Here is an 18,270-nt window from a genome sequence, read left to right as displayed (position 1 = left end):
TTCAAATCAAGCGGACCACAGAAACTGATCATCGAAAGGAACCTGCCTTGGGGAGCCTTGGTCGGCCGAAATGCGCAGAAGGCCGCTTGCCGTGTCGATGTGGCGAGGCAGCCCAAATCCATCCAGTGGCAAGGCACCGATGATCTGGCGAAACGATATGCGCCCGCCAAGCGCAAATGCAGTGGAAACGCCTTCGCGCTTCAGCCAGTTGTCGCCGAGCGATGCGGCATGGCCTATGGCAGCTCGGCCATCTTCGATGCCGATAACACCTCCACGGCCATTCCATGGCGCGTAGTCGCGCCCGCCATTGCTGATCCAAAGCATGGTGACCGGCAGTTGGGCTGGGTTCTTTAGCACCAACACAAGGTCGGCTTCGGCCTGCCGCGCAACTGCCGCCCAGCCCGGACCATCATGATCTGCTTCGAGCAGCGTTACGAAATCTTCATGGCGGCCGTTCGCCCGGTATTCGGTGAGGTCAGTGAACGTGCCATCCGCGGTTGGAAATTGCTGAAGGTTCGTGGCGCGTGCCGGATATGTCAGCAGCGAACGGCCACGCGCTGGATCTGTTTCAGGCGCTTGTTCGGGTGTAGCGGCAAGCCGCTTGGGTGAAAATGCCAAGTGCCCGCCCGCCCCCATTTGCGTCATGGTGTGATGAGCGACCGAAATCGCCCCAGATCCGCCAAGGAACACATGTTCCTGATAAAGGAAGGGATGATGGTCGCGCAGCGTCAGGATCTTTTCCACCGTGGCGCCCATGACCTTGCGCTTGAGACGAAAAAGCATGCGCCGGCCTTTGTCTACTGCCGTGCTGTCGGCAACTTCCCAGGCACTGTTCGCAGGCCAGCCGTGTAGAGGCGCCTCTTCGACGTCGCTGCGCGAAAATGGTGCGCATAGGAAATCGCCTGAAAGACGCCGCACGCCTTCCGGCAAATGAGCTGGCAGCAGTTCTGGCGGTCCGTCCGCCCACGGCGCGCGATGCAGGGGTTTCAGCTTGCGGCCTTGGGTTTCGATGACAAAGTCAGCCAGATGGCCGACAGCGAGGTCGACGGAGATGCGAATGCCTTTGGCTTCGAAAGTCGCGATGTCCATCCCTGTTCCTGTCGAGAGCTTCATTCGCCGAGCCGAAAGTAAGAGGTGGCCCGCGTTGCCCACAGCAATCCACCATCGCCTGCGCGCTGACAAGCGATCCAAATAGACGCGGCAAACCTGTTAGGCTAGGTTCGCGCCGCTTCCTGAACCGGTGTCTTAGTCAACGCAGATATGGTCTTGTCCAGCGCACGCCTCCTTTCCCTGTTGCAAAAGATTGTCGTCTCCTTCGCCCTTTTGGCATTGGTAAGCGGCTGCACCACGGCATCAACGCCGGAACAAGTGCTGACCGTGCCTGCCGCGCCACAGAAATATGCAGCAATCGTGGTCGATGCCCGCACCGGCAAGCAGCTTTTCGAAATGAACTCGACCGCCTCGCGCTACCCGGCCTCGCTAACCAAGATGATGACGCTTTATCTGGTGTTCGAGGCACTGGAGTCGGGACGGTTGTCGAAGGAGACGCAGATACCCGTTTCCGCTAACGCTGCATCGCAGCCGCCGACCAAATTGCGTTTCCGGGCCGGTGAGACCGTCGACGTCGATACGGCGATCAAGGCGCTGGCGGTCAAGTCCGCCAATGACGTGGCCGTGGCAGTTGCCGAATATCTGGGCGGTAGTGAAGACGCGTTCGCGGCCGCGATGACAGCCAAGGCCAGGCAGATCGGCATGCGCGGCACTGTCTTTCGCAATGCCTCTGGCCTACCTGATGGCGGCCAGCACACGACAGCGCGCGATATGGCGGTGCTTGGCCTCGCCCTGCGCGCCCGTTTTCCGCAGTTCTATTACTATTTCTCGGCGACTGATTTCATGTTCCGTGGCCAGCTCGTACGTGGGCACAACGAACTGCTGAGCCGCGTTCCGGGCGTCGACGGGATAAAGACAGGCTATGTTCGAGCCTCGGGCTTCAACATCGTCACGTCATATGATGCCGGCGGCAAACGGCTGGTCGTGGTCGTGATGGGAGCCGACAGCGCGCGTGAGCGCAATGCGCACGCCGAGATGCTGTTGCAAAGGGCGTTGTCGCCATCCCCTGCAAAGGCGCAGTTCGTATTCGGGAATTGAGCACCTTCCGCCACGCGGGCAGCCGCCTTGGCTGGCGAAGGCTCAGGTCCCTGACGTTTCGTGCTTTAGCTGGGCGACCGCGGCGGCAAGGTTGGCGATACCCGACCAGATGCGGTCCTCGGGAATGGAAGAGAAGCTGAGGCGGAAGTAGTTGCGCCCTTGCTCGGGGTCGGCGAAATAGACATCGCCCGTCTCTATGACCACGCCTCTCTCGATCGCCCGCGCTGCCAGGAGCCGCGCATCGATCGATGGTGGCGCCTTTACCCAGAACGAAGTGCCGCCGAATGTCGGCGCCTGCGCCCAGCCGGGCAGGTAGGCGTCGAGCGCCGCAGCAAGGGTCTGCCAACGCTGCGTATAGGCATGATGCAGCTTGGCGATCAGCGCATCGTGATGACCGAGCGAGAGGAAGAGCGCCGCCACGCGCTGATTGTTGCTGGGCGGATGGCGAAGGATCAACCGGCGCAGCGCCCGTGCCTGCTTGATCAGTTCGCGCGGGCCGACCATGAACCCGATGCGCAGGCCGGGCATCAGTGATTTCGACAGGCTGCTGGTGTAGAGCACACGGTCGGCGGTATCGAGCGATTTCAGCGCGGGGATAGGGCTGCCGTAGTAGTTTGTCTCGAATTCATAGTCGTCTTCGATGACCAGCGCGTCGGACGAACTCGCCCAGTCGAGCAGGGCCCGTCGCCGGTCGAGGCTCATGGTGACATTGGTCGGAAACTGGTGGCTTGGCGTCACGAAGGCCAGTTGCGCCGCGCCAAGTTGATCAACCCTCAGCCCCTCAGTGTCTAGGGCGACGGTGCGTACGTCTGCCGACAGCAGGGAGAACATGTTGCGGATATCGGCGTAGCCCGGATCTTCCATCGCCACCACCGTGCCTGGCCGCACCAGAAGGCTTGCCAAAAGATAGAGCGAATTTTGCGAACCGAGCGTGACCAGCACTTCATCCGGCTTTGCCAGGATGCCTCGTCGTGTCAACACGCGCTGCCGGATCTGCTCGACAAGCATCGGATCGTCTTCGGTGTAGCGATCCTCCGTCCAAGCGTAGAGCCATTTGCGGTTCATCGCCTGCCGGGTGCAGTCGCGCCAGACACTCACCGGGAACAGGTTGGCGTCGACCTGGCCGTAGATGAACGGGTAGGGATAGTCGTACCAGTTCTTGGGCTTGACGATGTTGGACTGTTCGGCCGGATGCAGCGCAAGCTTGGCTGCCCAGTCGACGGGAGAGTTGCCCGGTTGAGCGGCCTGAGCCGGCCCTACCCCGGACTCCGGCGGCAGGCGGTGCATGATGTCCGGCGCAACATAATGACCGGAACGGTCGCGCGCCACGATATAGCCGTCTTCCGTCAGGGCCTGATAGGCCAGCAGCACGGTATTGAGGGATACTTTCAGCCGCTTGGCCATCAACCGCGAGGAGGGTAGGCGCGAGCTTGGCGGCAGATGGCCGGCCAGAATGGCGCTCACCAGCTTTTCACGCAGCAGCATCTGAAGGGTGAGCCCGCTGCTGCGGTCGATGTGGAACAGGCTGTCTCGCATCAGAAGTTCCTTTTGCGAAGCAGGCAGGCGACTTCAGTTTTCCAGTGATGTTTCTCCGTCAAGATCCCAGTGAACCCATGCCTTCGTGAAACTGTATCCATCTGTTTGCTTACACTGTTTCTATGTGTGGTTCCATGTTTCTAGGAAGCTGACATCACAAGAGAAATCGACGTGATCTGGCCTTCATGAGCCTGCCTCCGGCCTCAGTCGGCGGCGGTCCAGGTACGGGCAAGAACGGATCCTGAAACATGAACGATCTTGTTGATCTGCCCCATATTTCTTCGGTCGTCGCCGGCAAGCCAGCGAGATCCGACAGGCAGACGGTGGTCATCGATCCGGCAAGCGGCTCTGCCACGGCCCGGCTGATTTGTGCCGATCAGTCTATTGTTGACGCCGCCGTCAGTGCCGCGAGCGAAGCTTTCGAGAGCTGGAAAGAGGTGGCGCCTGCCCAGCGAGCTCGTCACCTGATGCGCTTTCGCGACATCGTGGAGCGGGACAAGACCCGGTTGGCGCACGCCATCGTGCGTGAACATGGCAAGCCGCTTTCAGATGCCTACGGTTCGATACAACGCGGACTGGAAGTCGTCGAATTTGCCATGGGTGCGCCGCATCTGCTCAAGGGCGAAAACTCCGACCATGTGGCGACCGGGATTGCGACCCGTTCGTCCAGGCGACCGCTCGGCGTATGTGTCGGCATTACGCCGTTCAACTATCCGGCAATGATCCCGATGTGGATGTTTCCGCTGGCTCTGGTCTGCGGCAACACCTTCGTACTGAAGCCCTCCGAAAAGACGCCAAGCGCCGTCAACATGATCGCTGAAATGCTGGGCGAAGCAGGCTTGCCGGATGGCGTTTTCAACGTCGTACACGGTGGTCGCGATGTTGCCGAGGCGCTTGTCACGAATCCGGATGTCGCGGCGGTTTCTTTTGTCGGCTCAAGCGCCGTGGCGCGCTCCGTCTATGAAACGGCCAGCCGTCACGGCAAGCGGGTGCAGGCGCTTGGCGGCGCCAAGAACCATGCCATCGTCATGCCCGATGCCGACATGCCGACTACGGTCGATGCCATTCTCAATGGCGCCTTCAATTCCGCCGGCCAACGCTGCATGGCGATTTCGGTCGTGGTGGCGGTAGGAGAAGCCTACGACAAGCTGATGCCTGCGCTGGTTGACGCTGCTTCACGCCTGAAGGTTTCGGCAGGCACGCAGGCGGACTGTTTCGTGCCGCCGGTCAATTCGCTGGAACAGTACAAGAAAATCCTGCGTCTCATCGAGACGGGCGTGCAGGAAGGAGCCGCCCTGCGGCTCGACGGTCGCCCTTCAAACGCTTCCAATAAAGACGGTTTCCTCATCGGTCCGGTCATCTTCGATAACGTCACACCTAGCATGACGATATATAAAGAAGAGATTTTCGGACCGGTACTCGCAGTCATGCGAGTGGAAACTTTGAACGGCGCCATTAAGCTGAGCAACGAGCACATGCTCGGCAATGGCGCCGTTCTGTTCACTTCCTCCGGCAAGGCTGCGCACCAGTTCGAGCGGGACATTCACTGCGGTATGCCGGGCGTCAACGTGCCGGTGCCGTCGCCTGTCGCCTACTATTCCTTTGGGGGCAGCAAGAAGTCGATCTTCGGGGATCTTGCAGTTCACGGGGCGGATGGCGTCAATTTCTACACGCGCCGGCAAGTTCTGACGACGAGGTGGCCATAGCTAACCCGTCGACGCCAATTGAGAGGTGCTAGCCAACTGCGTGATCGGCGCAGTCATTTCTTCCCAAGGGCGAAAACAAAGGAAACTATGCCTATCGACAACACCATGAACAACTATACTTTTGCGGGCGGTGTCGCCGAACAAGGTTGATACGGCTACGGGGCAGGTGAAATCCGTGACGATAGAACTGAAATCAATCAGCAAGATTTTCGCCGGCGGCAGTGCGCACCCTGTACTGGACGACATAAACCTCACGATCAACGACAACGAGTTCTTCACGCTTCTTGGACCCTCTGGTTGTGGAAAGACCACATTGCTGCGTCTTATTGCCGGCTTTGAACATCCAACCTCCGGCACGATTGAATTGTTTGGCGAGCGTGTAGAAGGGACGCCTCCCAATGCGCGTCCGGTCAACACCGTGTTCCAGCACTACGCCTTGTTTCCGCACCAGACCGTCGCGCAAAATGTCGGCTTCGGCCTGAGGATGCTGCGGCGGCCAGCGCCGGAGATCGAGCCCGAAATCGAGCGCATGCTTCGCCTTGTCCGACTGGAAGGCCTTGCGCATCGCTACCCGCACCAACTCTCCGGCGGCCAGCAGCAGCGTGTGGCGCTGGCCCGGGCACTTGCGGCAAGGCCGCGTGTCCTCCTGCTGGACGAGCCTCTGTCGGCGCTGGATTCCAAGCTGCGCGACGAGATGCGGGTGGAACTGAAATTGCTTCAGCGCAACACCGGCATCACGTTCATCTTCGTCACGCACGATCAAGGCGAAGCACTGTCCATGAGTGACCGCATCGCGGTGCTTTCAGAGGGCCGCATACAGCAGGTCGGTACGCCTGACGACATCTACGAGCGGCCGCGCAGCCGGTTCGTCGCGCAGTTCGTCGGCGAAACCAACGTGTTCGAAGGCAAGCTCATCCGGCTTCCCGGCAAGCAGCCGGAATTCAAGACAAGCTCTGGCGCCTTGCTGCCGCTCGGCGATACGCCTGCCGATGACGACAACCCGGCACTTGCCTTCGTGCGCCCGGAAAAACTGCGCCTCGGCAACCCGGATGATCTGGCAAGCGACCCGCAGGCACGGTTGCGCGGCGTGGTGACCAACAAGCTCTATCTCGGCACTGATACGGTCTACTATGTGGATCTCGAGGGTGGCGAAACCTTGCGGGCCCGCATTCAGAATGCGAGCGCGATCGACAACCGGTTCGATGTCGGCGCCGCCGTCAGGGTGCGGGCCGAAGAAGGTGCGTTCAGGACGGTGGGGCGTTCAACTTGACTTACGCGCGCGCCAAACTGGAAACGGCACCAATGCCGGAATTGATCCCGGCTCCCGAACCCAAGCGGGAGAAGTTTCCCAAGTCACGCCTGCTGTTGTTGCCGGCCGTTTTGGTGATCGGCTTTTTCCTGGTTCTGCCGCTGGTGATCATCATCACCTACTCGTTCCTCGTGCCGGCAACGTTCGGCGGCGTGGTCTGGCAGTTCTCGACCGAGGCCTACACGCAGTTCCTGTTCGAGCGCGATATCTTTGACGAAACGCTGGCCTTCAATGCGGCCTATCTGCAGATTTTCCTGCGCTCGGTGATGCTTGCCGTTTCGGCTACCGTGGTCAGCCTCATCATCGGCTTTCCAACCGCCTACTTCATCGCGACGCGGCCCGACCGGCAAAAGAACCTGCTCATTTTCCTGATCACCTTGCCGTTCTGGACCAACCTCCTGATCCGAACCTTCTGCGTGCTGCTGATCCTGCGCGACGACGGCCTGGTCAATTCGATCGCGATTGGTCTCGGCCTCTACAGCACGCCGGTGACATACCTCTACAACGACTTCGCGATGGGGGCCGGGCTCGTCTACAGCTACCTGCCGTTCATGATCCTGCCGCTCTATGCCAACCTGGAGAGGATGGACCGGCGCGTGGTCGAGGCTGCCTACGATCTTTACGCCACGCCGCGCCGTGTGTTCACAGAAGTAATCCTGCCGCACGCTCGTCCCGGCATCGTCGCCGGCAGCCTGCTCGTCTTCATTCCGAGCCTTGGAACATTCCTGGTGCCGGACATGCTGGGCGGCGGCGGCAAGCTCCTGATTGGCAACCTGATCCAGTTGCAGTTCGGCAGCAGCCGCAACTGGCCGTTCGGGGCGGCACTTGCCGTTATCCTGCTTGCGGCGATCCTTGTCGTGCTGATGCTGGCGGCGCGTCGAAGCCGCGTTCCCGATACTGCAGAGAGACGCTGACATGGCAATTCTCCAGCGCAAAGAACCTCATTCGCTTATTTCGTTTCGCGGCTTTGGCTCGGTGACGGGGCTATGCCTGTTCATCCTCTATGTGCCGATGCTGGTTCTCGTCGTCTTTTCCTTCAATGCCAACCGTGCGGTCACGGTATGGGGCGGCTTCAGCCTGCAATGGTACGCCAAGGCTGCCTACAATGGCGGGCTGCAGAATGCAGCGTGGAATTCACTGGTCGTCGCGGTGATTGCAACGATCGTCGCCACCGCGATTGCCACTGCGGCGGCGCTTGCCACCGGGCGCGGACAGCGCTTTCGTGGCTCGCAGGCGTTCTACATGCTGGTCAACCTGCCGCTGATGTTGCCCGAGATCATTATCGCGGTTGGCACGCTTTCCTTCTTCGCCTTGCTTGGCATGAAGCTGTCGCTGCTGACCATCATCATCGCGCATACGGTGTTCTGCATTCCGTTCGCCTACCTGCCGATCCGCAGCCGGCTGGAGACGATGGACGCGCGGCTGGAGGAGGCTGCGTCAGACCTTTATGCCTCGCCGCTGGACGCCTACCGCCATGTGACGATGCCGCTTCTGATGCCGGGCATCATATCGGGCGCCATGCTGGCTTTCGTTGTCTCGCTGGATGATTTCATCATCACGGCAATGGTTGCCGGCGCGGGTTCAGGCACGCTGCCCGTCTATGTCTACACGCAATTGAAGCAAGGGGTGACGCCGGAGATCAATGCGATCTCGACCGTGCTTCTTGCTGTTTCAATCGTCCTGGTTGCCGCTTCCTATTTCGTCGCCAAGGCGGGTTCCAAGCACGTTCGTCCAGCCACAGAACAACCATAAACATCAAAAGGGGAAGGTTCGATGAGCCGCATTTCAACAGCATCCTACATCGCCATCGCTGCATTCATGATGATGCCTGTATCGGCGCACGCCGAGGGGTCGCTCGCCATCTTCAACTGGGGTGATTACATCTCGGAGGAAATGGTCAAGAAATTCGAGGCCAAGTACGATGTCAAGGTGACGGTCGATACCTACGATTCCAACGAAACCATGCTTGCCAAGCTGAAGTCGGGCATCACCGGCTACGATCTTGCCGTGCCGGGCGACTACATGGTGGAGATCCTGATCAAGGAAGGCCTGATCGAGAAGGTCGAGCCAAACACGTTCGAGAATACAAGAACCTCGAGCCGCAATGGGCAGACGTCTACTGGGACCAGGGCCGCCATTATTCGGTGCCGTGGGTGTGGGGCACCACCTCGTTTACGGTCAGCACCAAGGTCTATAAGGGCGACGTCGATACGCTGGGCGTGATGTTCAACCCACCGGACGAACTCAAGGGGCGCATCAACCTGCTGCGCGACGTCAATGACGTCATCAACGCCGCCTTGCGCTACCTCGGATTGCCGCGCTGCAATGAAAACCCCGACGACCTGAAGAAGGTGCAGGCGCTGTTGACCGAACTGAAGCCATCGGTGAAGAGCTTCGCCTATGAATCGAAGGAACTCGCCGAATCGGGCGAGGTCGATCTGGCGCAGATCTGGAACGGCAAGGCCTATCTGGCCAGGAAGGGTCGGTCGGACCTCCAGTATTCCTATCCGAAGGAAGGCTACACCGGCTGGATGGACAATCTCGTCGTCATCAAGGGCGCTCCCAATCTGGAAAACGCCAAGCTGTTCATGAATTTCCTCATGGACCCTGAAAACGCGGCAATGATGACCAATTTTACCGGCTACGCCAACGGGGTTGTCGGTAGCGAAAAATTCGTCGATGCCGAACTGGCCAAGGCGCATGAGTACCGCCCGCCGGAAGGAGCTCCGAAGCCGGAATTCGTCAAGGTTTGCAACGAGAAGGTCATCAAGCTTTATGACCGCTTGTGGACGAATTTCCTCAAGTGATGCCGTTTGGACGGGAGTAAGCCATGGCCATAGGGCGCCATCCGCAATGGAGCGATCTTGATCTCTCCGACTTCGTGAAAGACGCCGCCTTGCTGGTAATCGATCCCAGCAACGGCGTCCTGCACAAGGATGGCGCTCAAAGCGGCGATGGATTGTGGAAGCGCGCCCGCGCCGAAAACGGCTCGCTGGAGAAGATCCTTCGGCTTGTCCAATTCGCTCGCGAGCGCAATTTCCCGGTCGCATGGCTGCGCTATGAATATCTGCGCCAGCACTACCCGGCGACGGCGCTCGATACCGCGCAATATGACTACTGGTATCAGAACCGCCGCTGGACGCCTGACCAAAAGGCCTGGGAAGGTGCGTTGATCGACGAGATCGCAGAGGTGCGTGAAGAAGGCGACCTGGACAGCGTCTATACGTCGTTCGGCAACGTGTTCCTCGGCTCGCCGCTTTTGGCGACGCTCAATACGTGGCGGACCCGCACGCTGATCATTTGCGGCTACCATATGGACCACTGTGTCGAGCAGGCGGCGAGGACCGCGCGCGACTTCGGGTTCATTCCACTGGTGGTCGGCGATTGTAGCGGGGCTTCAGATCCTGCCGACGAGGAGTCGACCTTGAAACGGGTCGACGCCAATTGGGCGCCGGTTATCCAGCTTGCGGATATAGTTGACTAGCGCCAGCCCATGGCTGGCGCGACCTCTTTCAAGATCGCCTCGATGACATGGGCGTTGTAGTCCACGCCGAGCTGGTTCGGGACGGTGAGCAGCAGCGTGTCCGCCTCGGCGATCGCTTCATCGCCTTTCAGTTCTTCAATGAGGACATGCGGCTCTGCCGCATAGGAACGGCCGAAGACGGCGCGCGTATTCGCTTCGATATAGCCGAAGTGGTCCTCACCTTCGCTGCCCCCGAAATAGGCCCGGTCGCGATCGTCCACCAGTGCGAAGATGCTGCGGCTTACCGAGACGCGAGGCTCGCGGGTGTGGCCGGCGTCTTTCCATGCTTTCCGGTACGCCCTGATCTGCTCGGCTTGCTGGACATGGAACGGCAGGCCGCCCTCGTCGAACTTGAGCGTCGAGCTTTGCAGGTTCATTCCCAGTTTCGCCGCCCATTCGGCGGTGGCGTTCGTCGCAGCGCCCCACCAGATGCGTTCGCGCAGGCCTTCCGAATGTGGCTCGACGCGCAACAGCCCGGGCGGGTTGGGGAACATCGGGCGTGGATTGGGTTGCGCAAAGCCTTGACCGCGCAGCAACTCCAGAAAAACTTCTGAGTGGCGGCGGGCCATGTCGGCGTCGGTCTGGCCGTCCTCGGGAACATAGCCGAAGTAGCGCCATCCATCGATCACCTGCTCGGGCGATCCGCGGCTGATGCCGAGTTGCAGGCGTCCGCCGGAAATAAGGTCGGCTGAACCCGCATCTTCTGCCATGTAGAGCGGGTTTTCGTAGCGCATGTCGATGACGGCTGTGCCGATCTCGATCCGGTTGGTCCGCGCGCCAACCGCGGCCAAAAGCGGAAACGGCGAGGCAAGTTGCCGGGCAAAATGATGGACGCGGAAATAAGCTCCGTCAGCGCCAAGCTGTTCGGCCGCGACGGCAAGGTCGATGGACTGCAGAAGCGCGTCCGCCGCGGACCGCGTCTGCGACTGGGGCGAGGGGGTCCAATGCCCGAACGACAGAAAGCCAATTTTCTTCATGGAACTGTCTAACTCACGCTCGGGTAGGAGCGCTACATCGAACTGGTGGACAGTCTGTCTAGTCAAAATGCCATGTGAAATCCGGGCGCTGTCGCGATGCGAGTACAAGATCGACGTTCTTCAAGTCGTTGTTCTCGACCCAGGCGCGAGCCGACGCTTCCGAATGGCCGAGGTCAAGCCATCTCTTGACCAGCCGCAGTTCCAGTTCGGCGCGGGGAACGTCGATGAAGATCGAAAAATCGAACAAGGGCCTCAGGCCCGACCATGGTGCCTCGCCAAGCAGCAGGTAGTTGCCTTCCACGAGTATATATCTGGTCTCCGGCCTGATCAGGCGGGCGCTGGCACGTGAGAGGTCAATCGGCCGATCGAACACCGGAACGGCCACGCCGTTTGTGTCGTGCCGGAGGCGTTTCAGGTTTGTTTCGAAACCATCGAAATCGAAAGTCTCTGGCGCGCCTTTGCGATTGCGAAGTCCAAGCTCGTCGAGGATCGCGTTGTCATAGTGGAAGCCATCCATCGGCACCACCTGCGCGCTGCCCGGCGGCAAGAGGTTGCAGGTTCTTTCCGAGAGAAAAGATTTTCCGGAGCCGGGCGGACCGGCAATCGCAATTATTGCCCGGCGTTCGTGATCGCCAAGCTCAACGATACGAGACACTAGCTCATTCAATTGTTGCAAGATGCTACCCGATTTTCTGGCCTGTTTTTGCCCAGTCGGCGAGGAAGGCTTCGAGACCCTTGTCGGTGAGCGGATGCTTGACCAGCGCACGCAGCGTGGCCGGCGGCACGGTGGCGACGTCGGCGCCGATCAATGCCGCATCCTTGACATGGTTGATGGTGCGCACCGAGGCGACCAGGATCTCGGTGGCGAAATCATAGTTGTCATAGATCTGGCGGATCTCGGAGATCAGGTCCATGCCCTCGATGCCGGTGTCGTCCAGACGCCCGACGAAAGGCGAGATGAACGAAGCGCCGGCCTTGGCGGCGAGCAGCGCCTGGGTGGCCGAAAAGCACAGTGTGACATTGACCATGCGGCCTTCCGAACGGATCGCCTTGCAGGCCTTGAGGCCGTCGAAGGTGAGCGGCACCTTGATGGCGACGTTGTCGGCGATCCTGGCCAGCACCTTGGCCTCAGTCATCATGCCGGCATAGTCGGTGGCGGTGACTTCGGCGGAGACCGGACCGGANCTTGATGGCGACGTTGTCGGCGATCCTGGCCAGCACCTTGGCCTCAGTCATCATGCCGGCATAGTCGGTGGCGGTGACTTCGGCGGAGACCGGACCGGAGACGATGTCGCAGATCTGGCGGGTCACCTCATCGATCTTGCCACCCGACTTCAGGATCAGCGAGGGATTGGTGGTGACGCCGTCGACAAGGCCGAGCTCGTTCAGCTCGCGGATTTCCTTGATGTCGGCGGTATCGACGAAGAATTTCATGAAGGTGTCCTTACCTTTTGCGGATAGACGTCATTTCTGATGCCGGGTGTGGTGGTCATGCCGCACGCTCACCCAGTCGATCATGTTGACCATGAGCCTGGGATAGCCTTCCCAGGCGACGAATTGCTGCGACAGCCAGTGCGGGCCTATGTCGGTTGCCCATGCCACTGTCCGGCCCTTGCCGTATTGGCGGACGGCCAGAAGTGGCCAGTTCGTGCCTCGGTAGGGACAGGAAGCGATGAGCTGGGATGAACCGTCGGCCCGGAAGTCGAGCTTGTTGAGACCGAGGATAGGGGGCCATGCCCCGTCAATTCCGTCGAGGAGGGGGTGGTCCTTTTGAACCACGCTGGCACTAAGGCCTTCCGGAGCTTCCAGACCATCGCTGAATGGAAGGCAGCGGACCGGAAGCACATCCTCGACCGCCGTATCGTAGAAGCGCGCGGTGCCAAACATGCCTTGGAAGCCCATATATCCGCCCGCGACCACCAGCCCGCCGCCATCTTCGACATAGGTCTTGAGAAGCTCCAGGCGATTGACGCCGGTGCGGCCGGCTCGGGTGTCGGGCGTGACGAGGAGCGTAAGCGCGCCGACGTCGGAGATAACGACTGCCCGATAGCGCTGCAGCGTCGCCAGATCGACGGGAAATTCCGCGCCGCACCGCTCTCCGCCAATCTGTGTAACCGCAATGCCGGCATCCGCGAGCGCGGCATTGAAGGCAAGTGCCCCGTTCGACCACGTTGCGCCGGTTATGACGTCGGCTCCAGTGGCAACCGACGTCATCGCCGAGAACGTTTCACCGGCCAGCAGAACATTCATGTCAAACAATCCCATGCATAGGAATACGACAGAGAGGCGCCGACATCTGCCGGCGCCCCTCTTGCCTTATTCCGATCAGAACTTGAACTCGGCCAGATTGTCGGGCGTGACGATCTTTGCCGGGCCGAGAACGAGCTCGCCGCCTGCACCGATCGTGTATTCGCCAAGGCGGCCGGCCTGGAATTTCTCGCCTTCCTTGCCGGTGATCTTGCACTGAGCAAGTGCCTGAGCCGTCTGGTAGGTCAGATAGCCGAGATCGGAGACGTTCCACCAGATGTCCTGGGCAGCGCCGTCCTTGATGTATTTGGAGATAAGTGTTGCCGGAGCAAGACCGGTCAGCTTGACCTTGCCGATCATGCCGGCTTCCTCAAGCGCGCGGGCTGCCGCAGGCAGGCCTATACCCGCCGGGACGATGATCGCCTTCAGGCCAGGGAATGCCTGCACCAGAGCCAGAGCCTGCTGCTGGTTGACCTGCTCGCTTTCTTCGCCATAGGCGACCTGAACCAGCTTCATCTTGCTGAACTTCGGCTCGGCTTCCATCTTCTTCTTCATGAAGTCGATCCAGGCGTTCTGGTTGGTAGCCGTCGGCGTCGAGGACAGGATTGCAAACTCGCCTTCGCCGCCGATCAGGTTGTAGGCGCTTTCCAGCATCATTTCGGCAAGGCTGTCGCCCTTGGCCTGATTGACGAAGACCGAACGGGCATCGGCTGCGACGTCGGAATCATAGGAAACGACGCGCACGCCTTGTTGTGTGGCGCGCTTCAGCGCCGGTGCAACCGCGTTTGCATCGTTGGCCGAGATGGCAATCACGCCAACTTGCTGTGATACGAGGCTGTTGATGAATTCGATCTGGGCTTCGGCAGTCGCCTGCGAGGGAGCGACCTGGACGACCTTTCCGCCGATCTCCTTGGCTGCTTCCTCGGCCCCTTGCTGGGCAACCTTGAAATAGGGGTCGGTATCGAGCTTGGGCAGGAAGCCAACGGTTACCGGTTCCTTGGCGCATTCCTGGCTGAGGGCGAGTCCGGTCGGGGCCAAGAGGACAGCCGACGCAAGAAGTGCCAGTCGAAACGCTTTCATTTTTTCCTCCATACTATTCGGGCTTCATTCAAGGGGCCGAACTCACCCTTTGTGTTTCGCGCATTGCGCGCGATCTCTGCCTTGTCTCCTGAGCGGAGCGCCAAAAATTGCCGACCAGAAGCGATCCGATCAGCAAAAGCCCGATCACCATGCCCTGGGCGTCTCCGCCGATCTGGTTGAGGGCAAGCACGTTGCGGATGATGGCGATGAGGGCGAGCGCCAGCATGACGCCGGTGAGCTTGCCCTTGCCGCCGAAGACGCTGACGCCGCCGAGCAGCACGATGGTGATGACATCAAGCTCCATGCCGAGTGCGTTGTTGGCGCGGGCGTTGGAGAGGCGGGCCGTATAGACGATGCCGGCAATCGCGGCGACGACGCCCGACACGACGAAAAGCCGGAACACCATTCGCCTTATGTCGATGCCCGAGTAGCGCGCAACTTCCGGATTGCCGCCGAGCGCGTAGATGCGCTTTCCGGTCGGCGTCTTTTGAAGGACGATGGCAAAGATGGGCGCAAGCAGCAGGAAGGGGACTACCGTCCAGGGAATTTGCGTGCCCGGGAAGTTGTTGATGCCGAAATCCACTATTGTCGGCGGCAGTATGTTGACCGACCCTGTGCCGAGCAGGATGTAGCCGATGCCCCTGTAGAGCGCCATCGTGCCAAGGGTCACCACGAGGGATTGCAGGCCGAAGGCGGCGACAAGAAAGCCGTTGAACGCACCAAGGATTGCGCCAAAGACCAGTGTCAGCGGGATTGCGGCAAGCGCCGGGATTCCCGACTGGACAGCAAGACCGAAGATCACCGATGTCAGCGCCAGCACCGATGCGATCGACAGGTCAATCTCGCGCGTTATGATGAGAAGGGTCATCGGCAGGATCAGCAGAGCCTTTTCCGAGGCGCTCGCCGCCAGCTGCGAGAGATTGAAGCCGGACAGGAAATTCGGAACGAAAATGGCCGCGTAGAGGAAAGTGGCGAGGCAGGCTGCTGCCAGCAACATGTCCCAAAAGTCTATGGAGGCGAAAAATTTCCGCATCAAGGCCTCCTGCGGCCGGATTGCTGCGTACGGCGGACGATCAGCGAGTCGATGCCGATGGCCACGAGAATGACGAGGCCATAGACGCCCTGGAGCCAGAGCGGGTCGACGCGAACCAGCGTCAGTCCGTTCTTGATGACGAGAAGCGCAAGCGAGCCGAACACAACCCCCAGCAGCGTTCCGGCGCCACCCCGGATGGCGACCCCGCCAACGACTGCTGCGGCGATCACGGTCAGTTCGAAGCCTAGAGCGACGCGGGCGTCGATCGTGGCATAGCGCGAGGCCCATAGCGCGCCGCAAAGGCCGCCAAGCAGGCCTGCCAATGCGAAGGCGGCAAGGATGCGTCGGTCAACCGGTATGCCGATCAGCCGCGCGCCTTCCGGGTTGGAACCTGCCGCAAACAGTTCGCGGCCAAAGGCGGTGCGGTAAAGGATGACGTAGGTCGCAGCGACCACGAAAATGGCGATCAGCACGATCAGGGGTATGCCAACGATGCGCTGGTTGGTCATGTCCAGCCATGATTGGGTAACTTCGTCGGCGCTGACCTGATCGCCAGCTGCCCAAAGCGAGTCGAAGCCGCGAAAGATCGACATCGAGGCGAGCGTAACGACAATTGCCGGGATGTTGCCCTTGGTGACGACGATGCCATTGAGCAGGCCGGCGACAAGCCCGACAGCACAGGCCGTTGACAGACCCATCAGGATGTCGAGGCCCGGATACGATTGCACCATGCTCGCCGCCATATAGGCGGACAGGCCGATCACGGACGCGATGGACAGGTCGATGTTGCGCGTAATCAGCACAAGCATCTGCGCAAGTGCTGCGATTACCAGCAACGATGCATCCATCGATACGGCCGTTATGTTGGCGGCGCTGAAGATGCGCGGATTGATGATCGCAACCGGGATGATGACGGCAAGCATGGCGGCGAGCAGTCCAAGCTCGCGCCGTTTGAAGGCATCGAATGGCCCAGGCCTCGGTTGATCTTCTTGACTATTCGCATCGTCAGCCGAAGCAGCGACCGCATGGTCTCCACTTTTGGTGGCGGCTTCGAGAACTTTTTCCTGGGTTGCGTCCTTGCGCGCGAATTCCGCCGTCTTGTGGCCTTCTCGCAAGACGACGATGCGGTCGCACATGCCGATCAGTTCCGGCATCTCCGAAGAGATCAGGATGATTGCCATGCCCTGCCGGGCAAGCTCGGCGATCATTGTGTGGACCTCGGCCTTGGTGCCGACGTCAATGCCTTGCGTCGGTTCGTCGAGAATGAGGATGCGAGGTTCCGTGCGCAGCCATTTGGCAAGCGCCACCTTCTGTTGATTGCCGCCCGAGAGCTGGTTGACCGGCTGGTCATAGCCAGCAAACCGCAATTTCATGCGCTTGAGCCAATCCGCAACCAGATCGGTAGCACGCCTGGTGCTGTAGAGACCGTTTGGCGCGGCCTTGTCCAGAATAGGAAGTACGGCGTTGTCCAGGATGGGAAAATCCATCACCAGGCTCTGCCCCATGCGGTCTTCCGACACATAGGCGATACGCGCATCCATCGCATCCCGCGCCGAGGCGAAGCTGACCCGTTTGCCGTCGACGAGGATCTCTCCGCTGTCGGGTCTGTCGATGCCAAAAAGAACGCGGGCAATTTCGGTACGGCCGCTTCCGACGAGGCCACCTAGGCCAAGAACTTCGCCCTCGCGCAGAGTGAGGTCGATGCCCGAGAAAGCATCGCCGCACGAAAGCACTCTGGTTTCCAGAACGACCTCGCCTGGCTGGTGGCTTCTGTCGGGGTACAAGTCGCTGATCTCGCGGCCGACCATCATGGCAATTGCCGCGGCACGCGTCAGTTCATCCTTCTTCCTGACATCGATCAGACGACCGTCGCGCAGCACGGCGATGCGATCGGCGATGCGGAAAATCTCGTCCATGCGATGTCCGACGAACATCATCGCAACACCGCGCCGCCGCAGTTCGCCGACAACGCTGAACAGACGCTCGACCTCGCGCTGGGACAACGCGGCGGTCGGCTCGTCCATGATGAGGACGCGAGCCTCGAGCGAGAGCGCGCGCGCGATTTCCACCAACTGCTGCTCGGATGTCCGGAGCGTGCCGAGGCGGGTCTCGACAGGAACATCGAGGCCGACCAAGGCAATGACCTTGCGCGCGCCGGACAGGATAGCGGAGTGGTCGATGCCACCGAAGCTGTCGCGCGGCATGTGGCCAAGATAGATGTTTTCGGCGATCGACAGGTCGGGGAAAAGACCCGGATGCTGGTGCATGACGGCAATGCCTGCCGTCTGTGCATCAAGCGGCGAGTGAAAGATCTCCGGCTGCCCGTCCAGGACGACGCTGCCTTCCGTGGGCGTATAGACGCCGGCGAGAAGCTTTACGCAGGTGCTTTTTCCAGCCCCGTTTTCGCCCAGAAGCGCCAGCACCTCGCCCGCGCGCAGTTCGATGCTGGCATCCTTGAGCGCGATAGTGCCTGCAAACGCCTTCGTGACGTCCTTGAGTGCAAGCGGCGCGGCAGTGGTGGCATCGCTTTGGGGCCGGTCGACGGTCGCGTGAGTGTCCAGCACATATCCTCCCATGTGCTATATCTTTTTTTAACTTGCTATATTAAATGAAGTGATGTTGCAATCGGTAAATCGCTCCGGATGGTTCGGCGGGGACAGAACCGCATCCCCCTTGACCCCGCCGGATAATATGCGGATAGGTGATGGCGG

Annotated in this window: 16 protein-coding genes and 2 pseudogenes; 8 read left to right on the top strand and 10 right to left on the bottom strand. The window is 60.4% G+C overall.

The genetic code is table 11. The features are described 5' to 3' along the window. Positions 1 to 6: 6 nt before the first annotated feature. Positions 7 to 1,089 carry a hypothetical protein gene (locus ASD50_RS04180; RefSeq protein ID WP_056236554.1) on the bottom strand — a complete coding sequence of 361 codons (1,083 nt, stop codon included), beginning with the start codon at positions 1,087 to 1,089 and terminating at the stop codon, positions 7 to 9. A gap of 177 nt (positions 1,090 to 1,266) precedes the next feature. Between ASD50_RS04180 and ASD50_RS04175 the strand changes: the two genes are divergently transcribed. Further along, positions 1,267 to 2,148: a D-alanyl-D-alanine carboxypeptidase family protein gene (locus ASD50_RS04175; RefSeq protein ID WP_244484427.1), complete on the top strand. Its 882-nt coding sequence runs from the start codon at positions 1,267 to 1,269 to the stop codon at positions 2,146 to 2,148. 42 nt (positions 2,149 to 2,190) lie between these two features. Here the strand turns inward: ASD50_RS04175 and ASD50_RS04170 are convergent, their stop codons facing one another. Further along, positions 2,191 to 3,684 carry a PLP-dependent aminotransferase family protein gene (locus ASD50_RS04170; protein ID WP_056236549.1) on the bottom strand — a complete coding sequence of 498 codons (1,494 nt, stop codon included), beginning with the start codon at positions 3,682 to 3,684 and terminating at the stop codon, positions 2,191 to 2,193. A gap of 248 nt (positions 3,685 to 3,932) precedes the next feature. Between ASD50_RS04170 and ASD50_RS04165 the strand changes: the two genes are divergently transcribed. From ASD50_RS04165 to ASD50_RS04135, 7 genes and pseudogenes are all read left to right on the top strand, one after another. Continuing rightward, positions 3,933 to 5,390 (top strand): CoA-acylating methylmalonate-semialdehyde dehydrogenase, encoded by a 1,458-nt coding sequence (locus ASD50_RS04165; RefSeq protein ID WP_056236548.1) that lies wholly within the window; start codon positions 3,933 to 3,935, stop codon positions 5,388 to 5,390. Between the two features lie 175 nt (positions 5,391 to 5,565). Then, positions 5,566 to 6,660 carry an ABC transporter ATP-binding protein gene (locus ASD50_RS04160; protein WP_200952374.1) on the top strand — a complete coding sequence of 365 codons (1,095 nt, stop codon included), beginning with the start codon at positions 5,566 to 5,568 and terminating at the stop codon, positions 6,658 to 6,660. Positions 6,661 to 6,692: 32 nt separating this feature from the next. Further along, positions 6,693 to 7,613, top strand: a complete 921-nt coding sequence (locus tag ASD50_RS04155) for an ABC transporter permease (protein ID WP_056236546.1) — start codon at positions 6,693 to 6,695, stop codon at positions 7,611 to 7,613. 1 nt (position 7,614) lies between these two features. Beyond that, positions 7,615 to 8,451 carry an ABC transporter permease gene (locus tag ASD50_RS04150; protein WP_056236544.1) on the top strand — a complete coding sequence of 279 codons (837 nt, stop codon included), beginning with the start codon at positions 7,615 to 7,617 and terminating at the stop codon, positions 8,449 to 8,451. 21 nt (positions 8,452 to 8,472) lie between these two features. Continuing rightward, positions 8,473 to 8,922, top strand: a complete 450-nt coding sequence (locus ASD50_RS23745; RefSeq protein ID WP_056236543.1) for an ABC transporter substrate-binding protein — start codon at positions 8,473 to 8,475, stop codon at positions 8,920 to 8,922. Further along, positions 8,832 to 9,506 (top strand): annotated as a pseudogene (locus tag ASD50_RS22265) (extracellular solute-binding protein); the annotation flags it as partial. The gene ASD50_RS23745 and the pseudogene ASD50_RS22265, both read left to right, overlap by 91 nt. Before the next feature lie 23 nt (positions 9,507 to 9,529). Next, the gene (locus ASD50_RS04135) at positions 9,530 to 10,183 is read left to right on the top strand and encodes a cysteine hydrolase family protein (RefSeq protein WP_056236538.1); all 654 of its coding nucleotides are present in this window, start codon (positions 9,530 to 9,532) and stop codon (positions 10,181 to 10,183) included. Here the strand turns inward: ASD50_RS04135 and ASD50_RS04130 are convergent. The 8 genes and pseudogenes from ASD50_RS04130 to ASD50_RS22260 form a co-directional block, all read right to left on the bottom strand. After that, positions 10,180 to 11,199, bottom strand: coding sequence for an LLM class flavin-dependent oxidoreductase (locus ASD50_RS04130; protein ID WP_056236536.1), 1,020 nt, complete (start codon positions 11,197 to 11,199; stop codon positions 10,180 to 10,182). The genes ASD50_RS04135 and ASD50_RS04130 overlap by 4 nt on opposite strands. 58 nt (positions 11,200 to 11,257) lie before the next feature. Then, a complete protein-coding gene (locus ASD50_RS04125; protein ID WP_413813872.1) occupies positions 11,258 to 11,866 on the bottom strand; it encodes a nucleoside triphosphate hydrolase in 609 nt (202 codons plus the stop codon). 13 nt (positions 11,867 to 11,879) lie between these two features. Beyond that, positions 11,880 to 12,383, bottom strand: a pseudogene (locus tag ASD50_RS04120) (transaldolase family protein); the annotation flags it as partial. 1 nt (position 12,384) lies between these two features. Then, positions 12,385 to 12,633 (bottom strand): transaldolase family protein (locus ASD50_RS22915; protein WP_274533310.1); only part of this gene is annotated, 249 nt, incomplete at its 3' end. 30 nt (positions 12,634 to 12,663) lie between these two features. Then, complete coding sequence (locus tag ASD50_RS04115; protein WP_056236532.1) at positions 12,664 to 13,449, bottom strand: glutamine amidotransferase; 786 nt, start codon at positions 13,447 to 13,449, stop codon at positions 12,664 to 12,666. 75 nt (positions 13,450 to 13,524) lie between these two features. Next, on the bottom strand, positions 13,525 to 14,526 hold the full coding sequence (locus ASD50_RS04110; protein ID WP_056236699.1) for a rhamnose ABC transporter substrate-binding protein: 1,002 nt from the start codon (positions 14,524 to 14,526) through the stop codon (positions 13,525 to 13,527). A 28-nt stretch (positions 14,527 to 14,554) separates the two neighbouring features. Further along, positions 14,555 to 15,559 (bottom strand): ABC transporter permease, encoded by a 1,005-nt coding sequence (locus ASD50_RS04105; RefSeq protein ID WP_056236530.1) that lies wholly within the window; start codon positions 15,557 to 15,559, stop codon positions 14,555 to 14,557. Continuing rightward, positions 15,559 to 18,123 carry an ATP-binding cassette domain-containing protein gene (locus ASD50_RS22260; RefSeq protein WP_244484425.1) on the bottom strand — a complete coding sequence of 855 codons (2,565 nt, stop codon included), beginning with the start codon at positions 18,121 to 18,123 and terminating at the stop codon, positions 15,559 to 15,561. Before ASD50_RS22260 ends, ASD50_RS04105 begins: the two co-directional genes overlap by 1 nt. Between the last annotated feature and the right edge of the window lie 147 nt (positions 18,124 to 18,270).

Source organism: Mesorhizobium sp. Root552 (assembly GCF_001427285.1).
Classification (GTDB): Bacteria; Pseudomonadota; Alphaproteobacteria; order Rhizobiales; family Rhizobiaceae; genus Mesorhizobium.
The sequence above is the reverse complement of the archived record's forward strand: the minus strand, read 5'-3'. Positions and strand labels throughout refer to the sequence as shown.

Bases quoted from the DNA above. Each gene is read 5' to 3' on its own strand.
- ASD50_RS04180 (WP_056236554.1), bottom strand. From the start codon at position 1,089: ATGGACATCGCGACTTTCGAAGCCAAAGGCATTCGCATCTCCGTCGAC.
- ASD50_RS04170 (WP_056236549.1), bottom strand. From the start codon at position 3,684: ATGCGAGACAGCCTGTTCCACATCGACCGCAGCAGCGGGCTCACCCTT.
- ASD50_RS04165 (WP_056236548.1), top strand. From the start codon at position 3,933: ATGAACGATCTTGTTGATCTGCCCCATATTTCTTCGGTCGTCGCCGGC.
- ASD50_RS04155 (WP_056236546.1), top strand. From the start codon at position 6,693: ATGCCGGAATTGATCCCGGCTCCCGAACCCAAGCGGGAGAAGTTTCCC.
- ASD50_RS04150 (WP_056236544.1), top strand. From the start codon at position 7,615: ATGGCAATTCTCCAGCGCAAAGAACCTCATTCGCTTATTTCGTTTCGC.
- ASD50_RS23745 (WP_056236543.1), top strand. From the start codon at position 8,473: ATGAGCCGCATTTCAACAGCATCCTACATCGCCATCGCTGCATTCATG.
- ASD50_RS04135 (WP_056236538.1), top strand. From the start codon at position 9,530: ATGGCCATAGGGCGCCATCCGCAATGGAGCGATCTTGATCTCTCCGAC.
- ASD50_RS04130 (WP_056236536.1), bottom strand. From the start codon at position 11,199: ATGAAGAAAATTGGCTTTCTGTCGTTCGGGCATTGGACCCCCTCGCCC.
- ASD50_RS04115 (WP_056236532.1), bottom strand. From the start codon at position 13,449: ATGAATGTTCTGCTGGCCGGTGAAACGTTCTCGGCGATGACGTCGGTT.
- ASD50_RS04110 (WP_056236699.1), bottom strand. From the start codon at position 14,526: ATGAAAGCGTTTCGACTGGCACTTCTTGCGTCGGCTGTCCTCTTGGCC.
- ASD50_RS04105 (WP_056236530.1), bottom strand. From the start codon at position 15,559: ATGCGGAAATTTTTCGCCTCCATAGACTTTTGGGACATGTTGCTGGCA.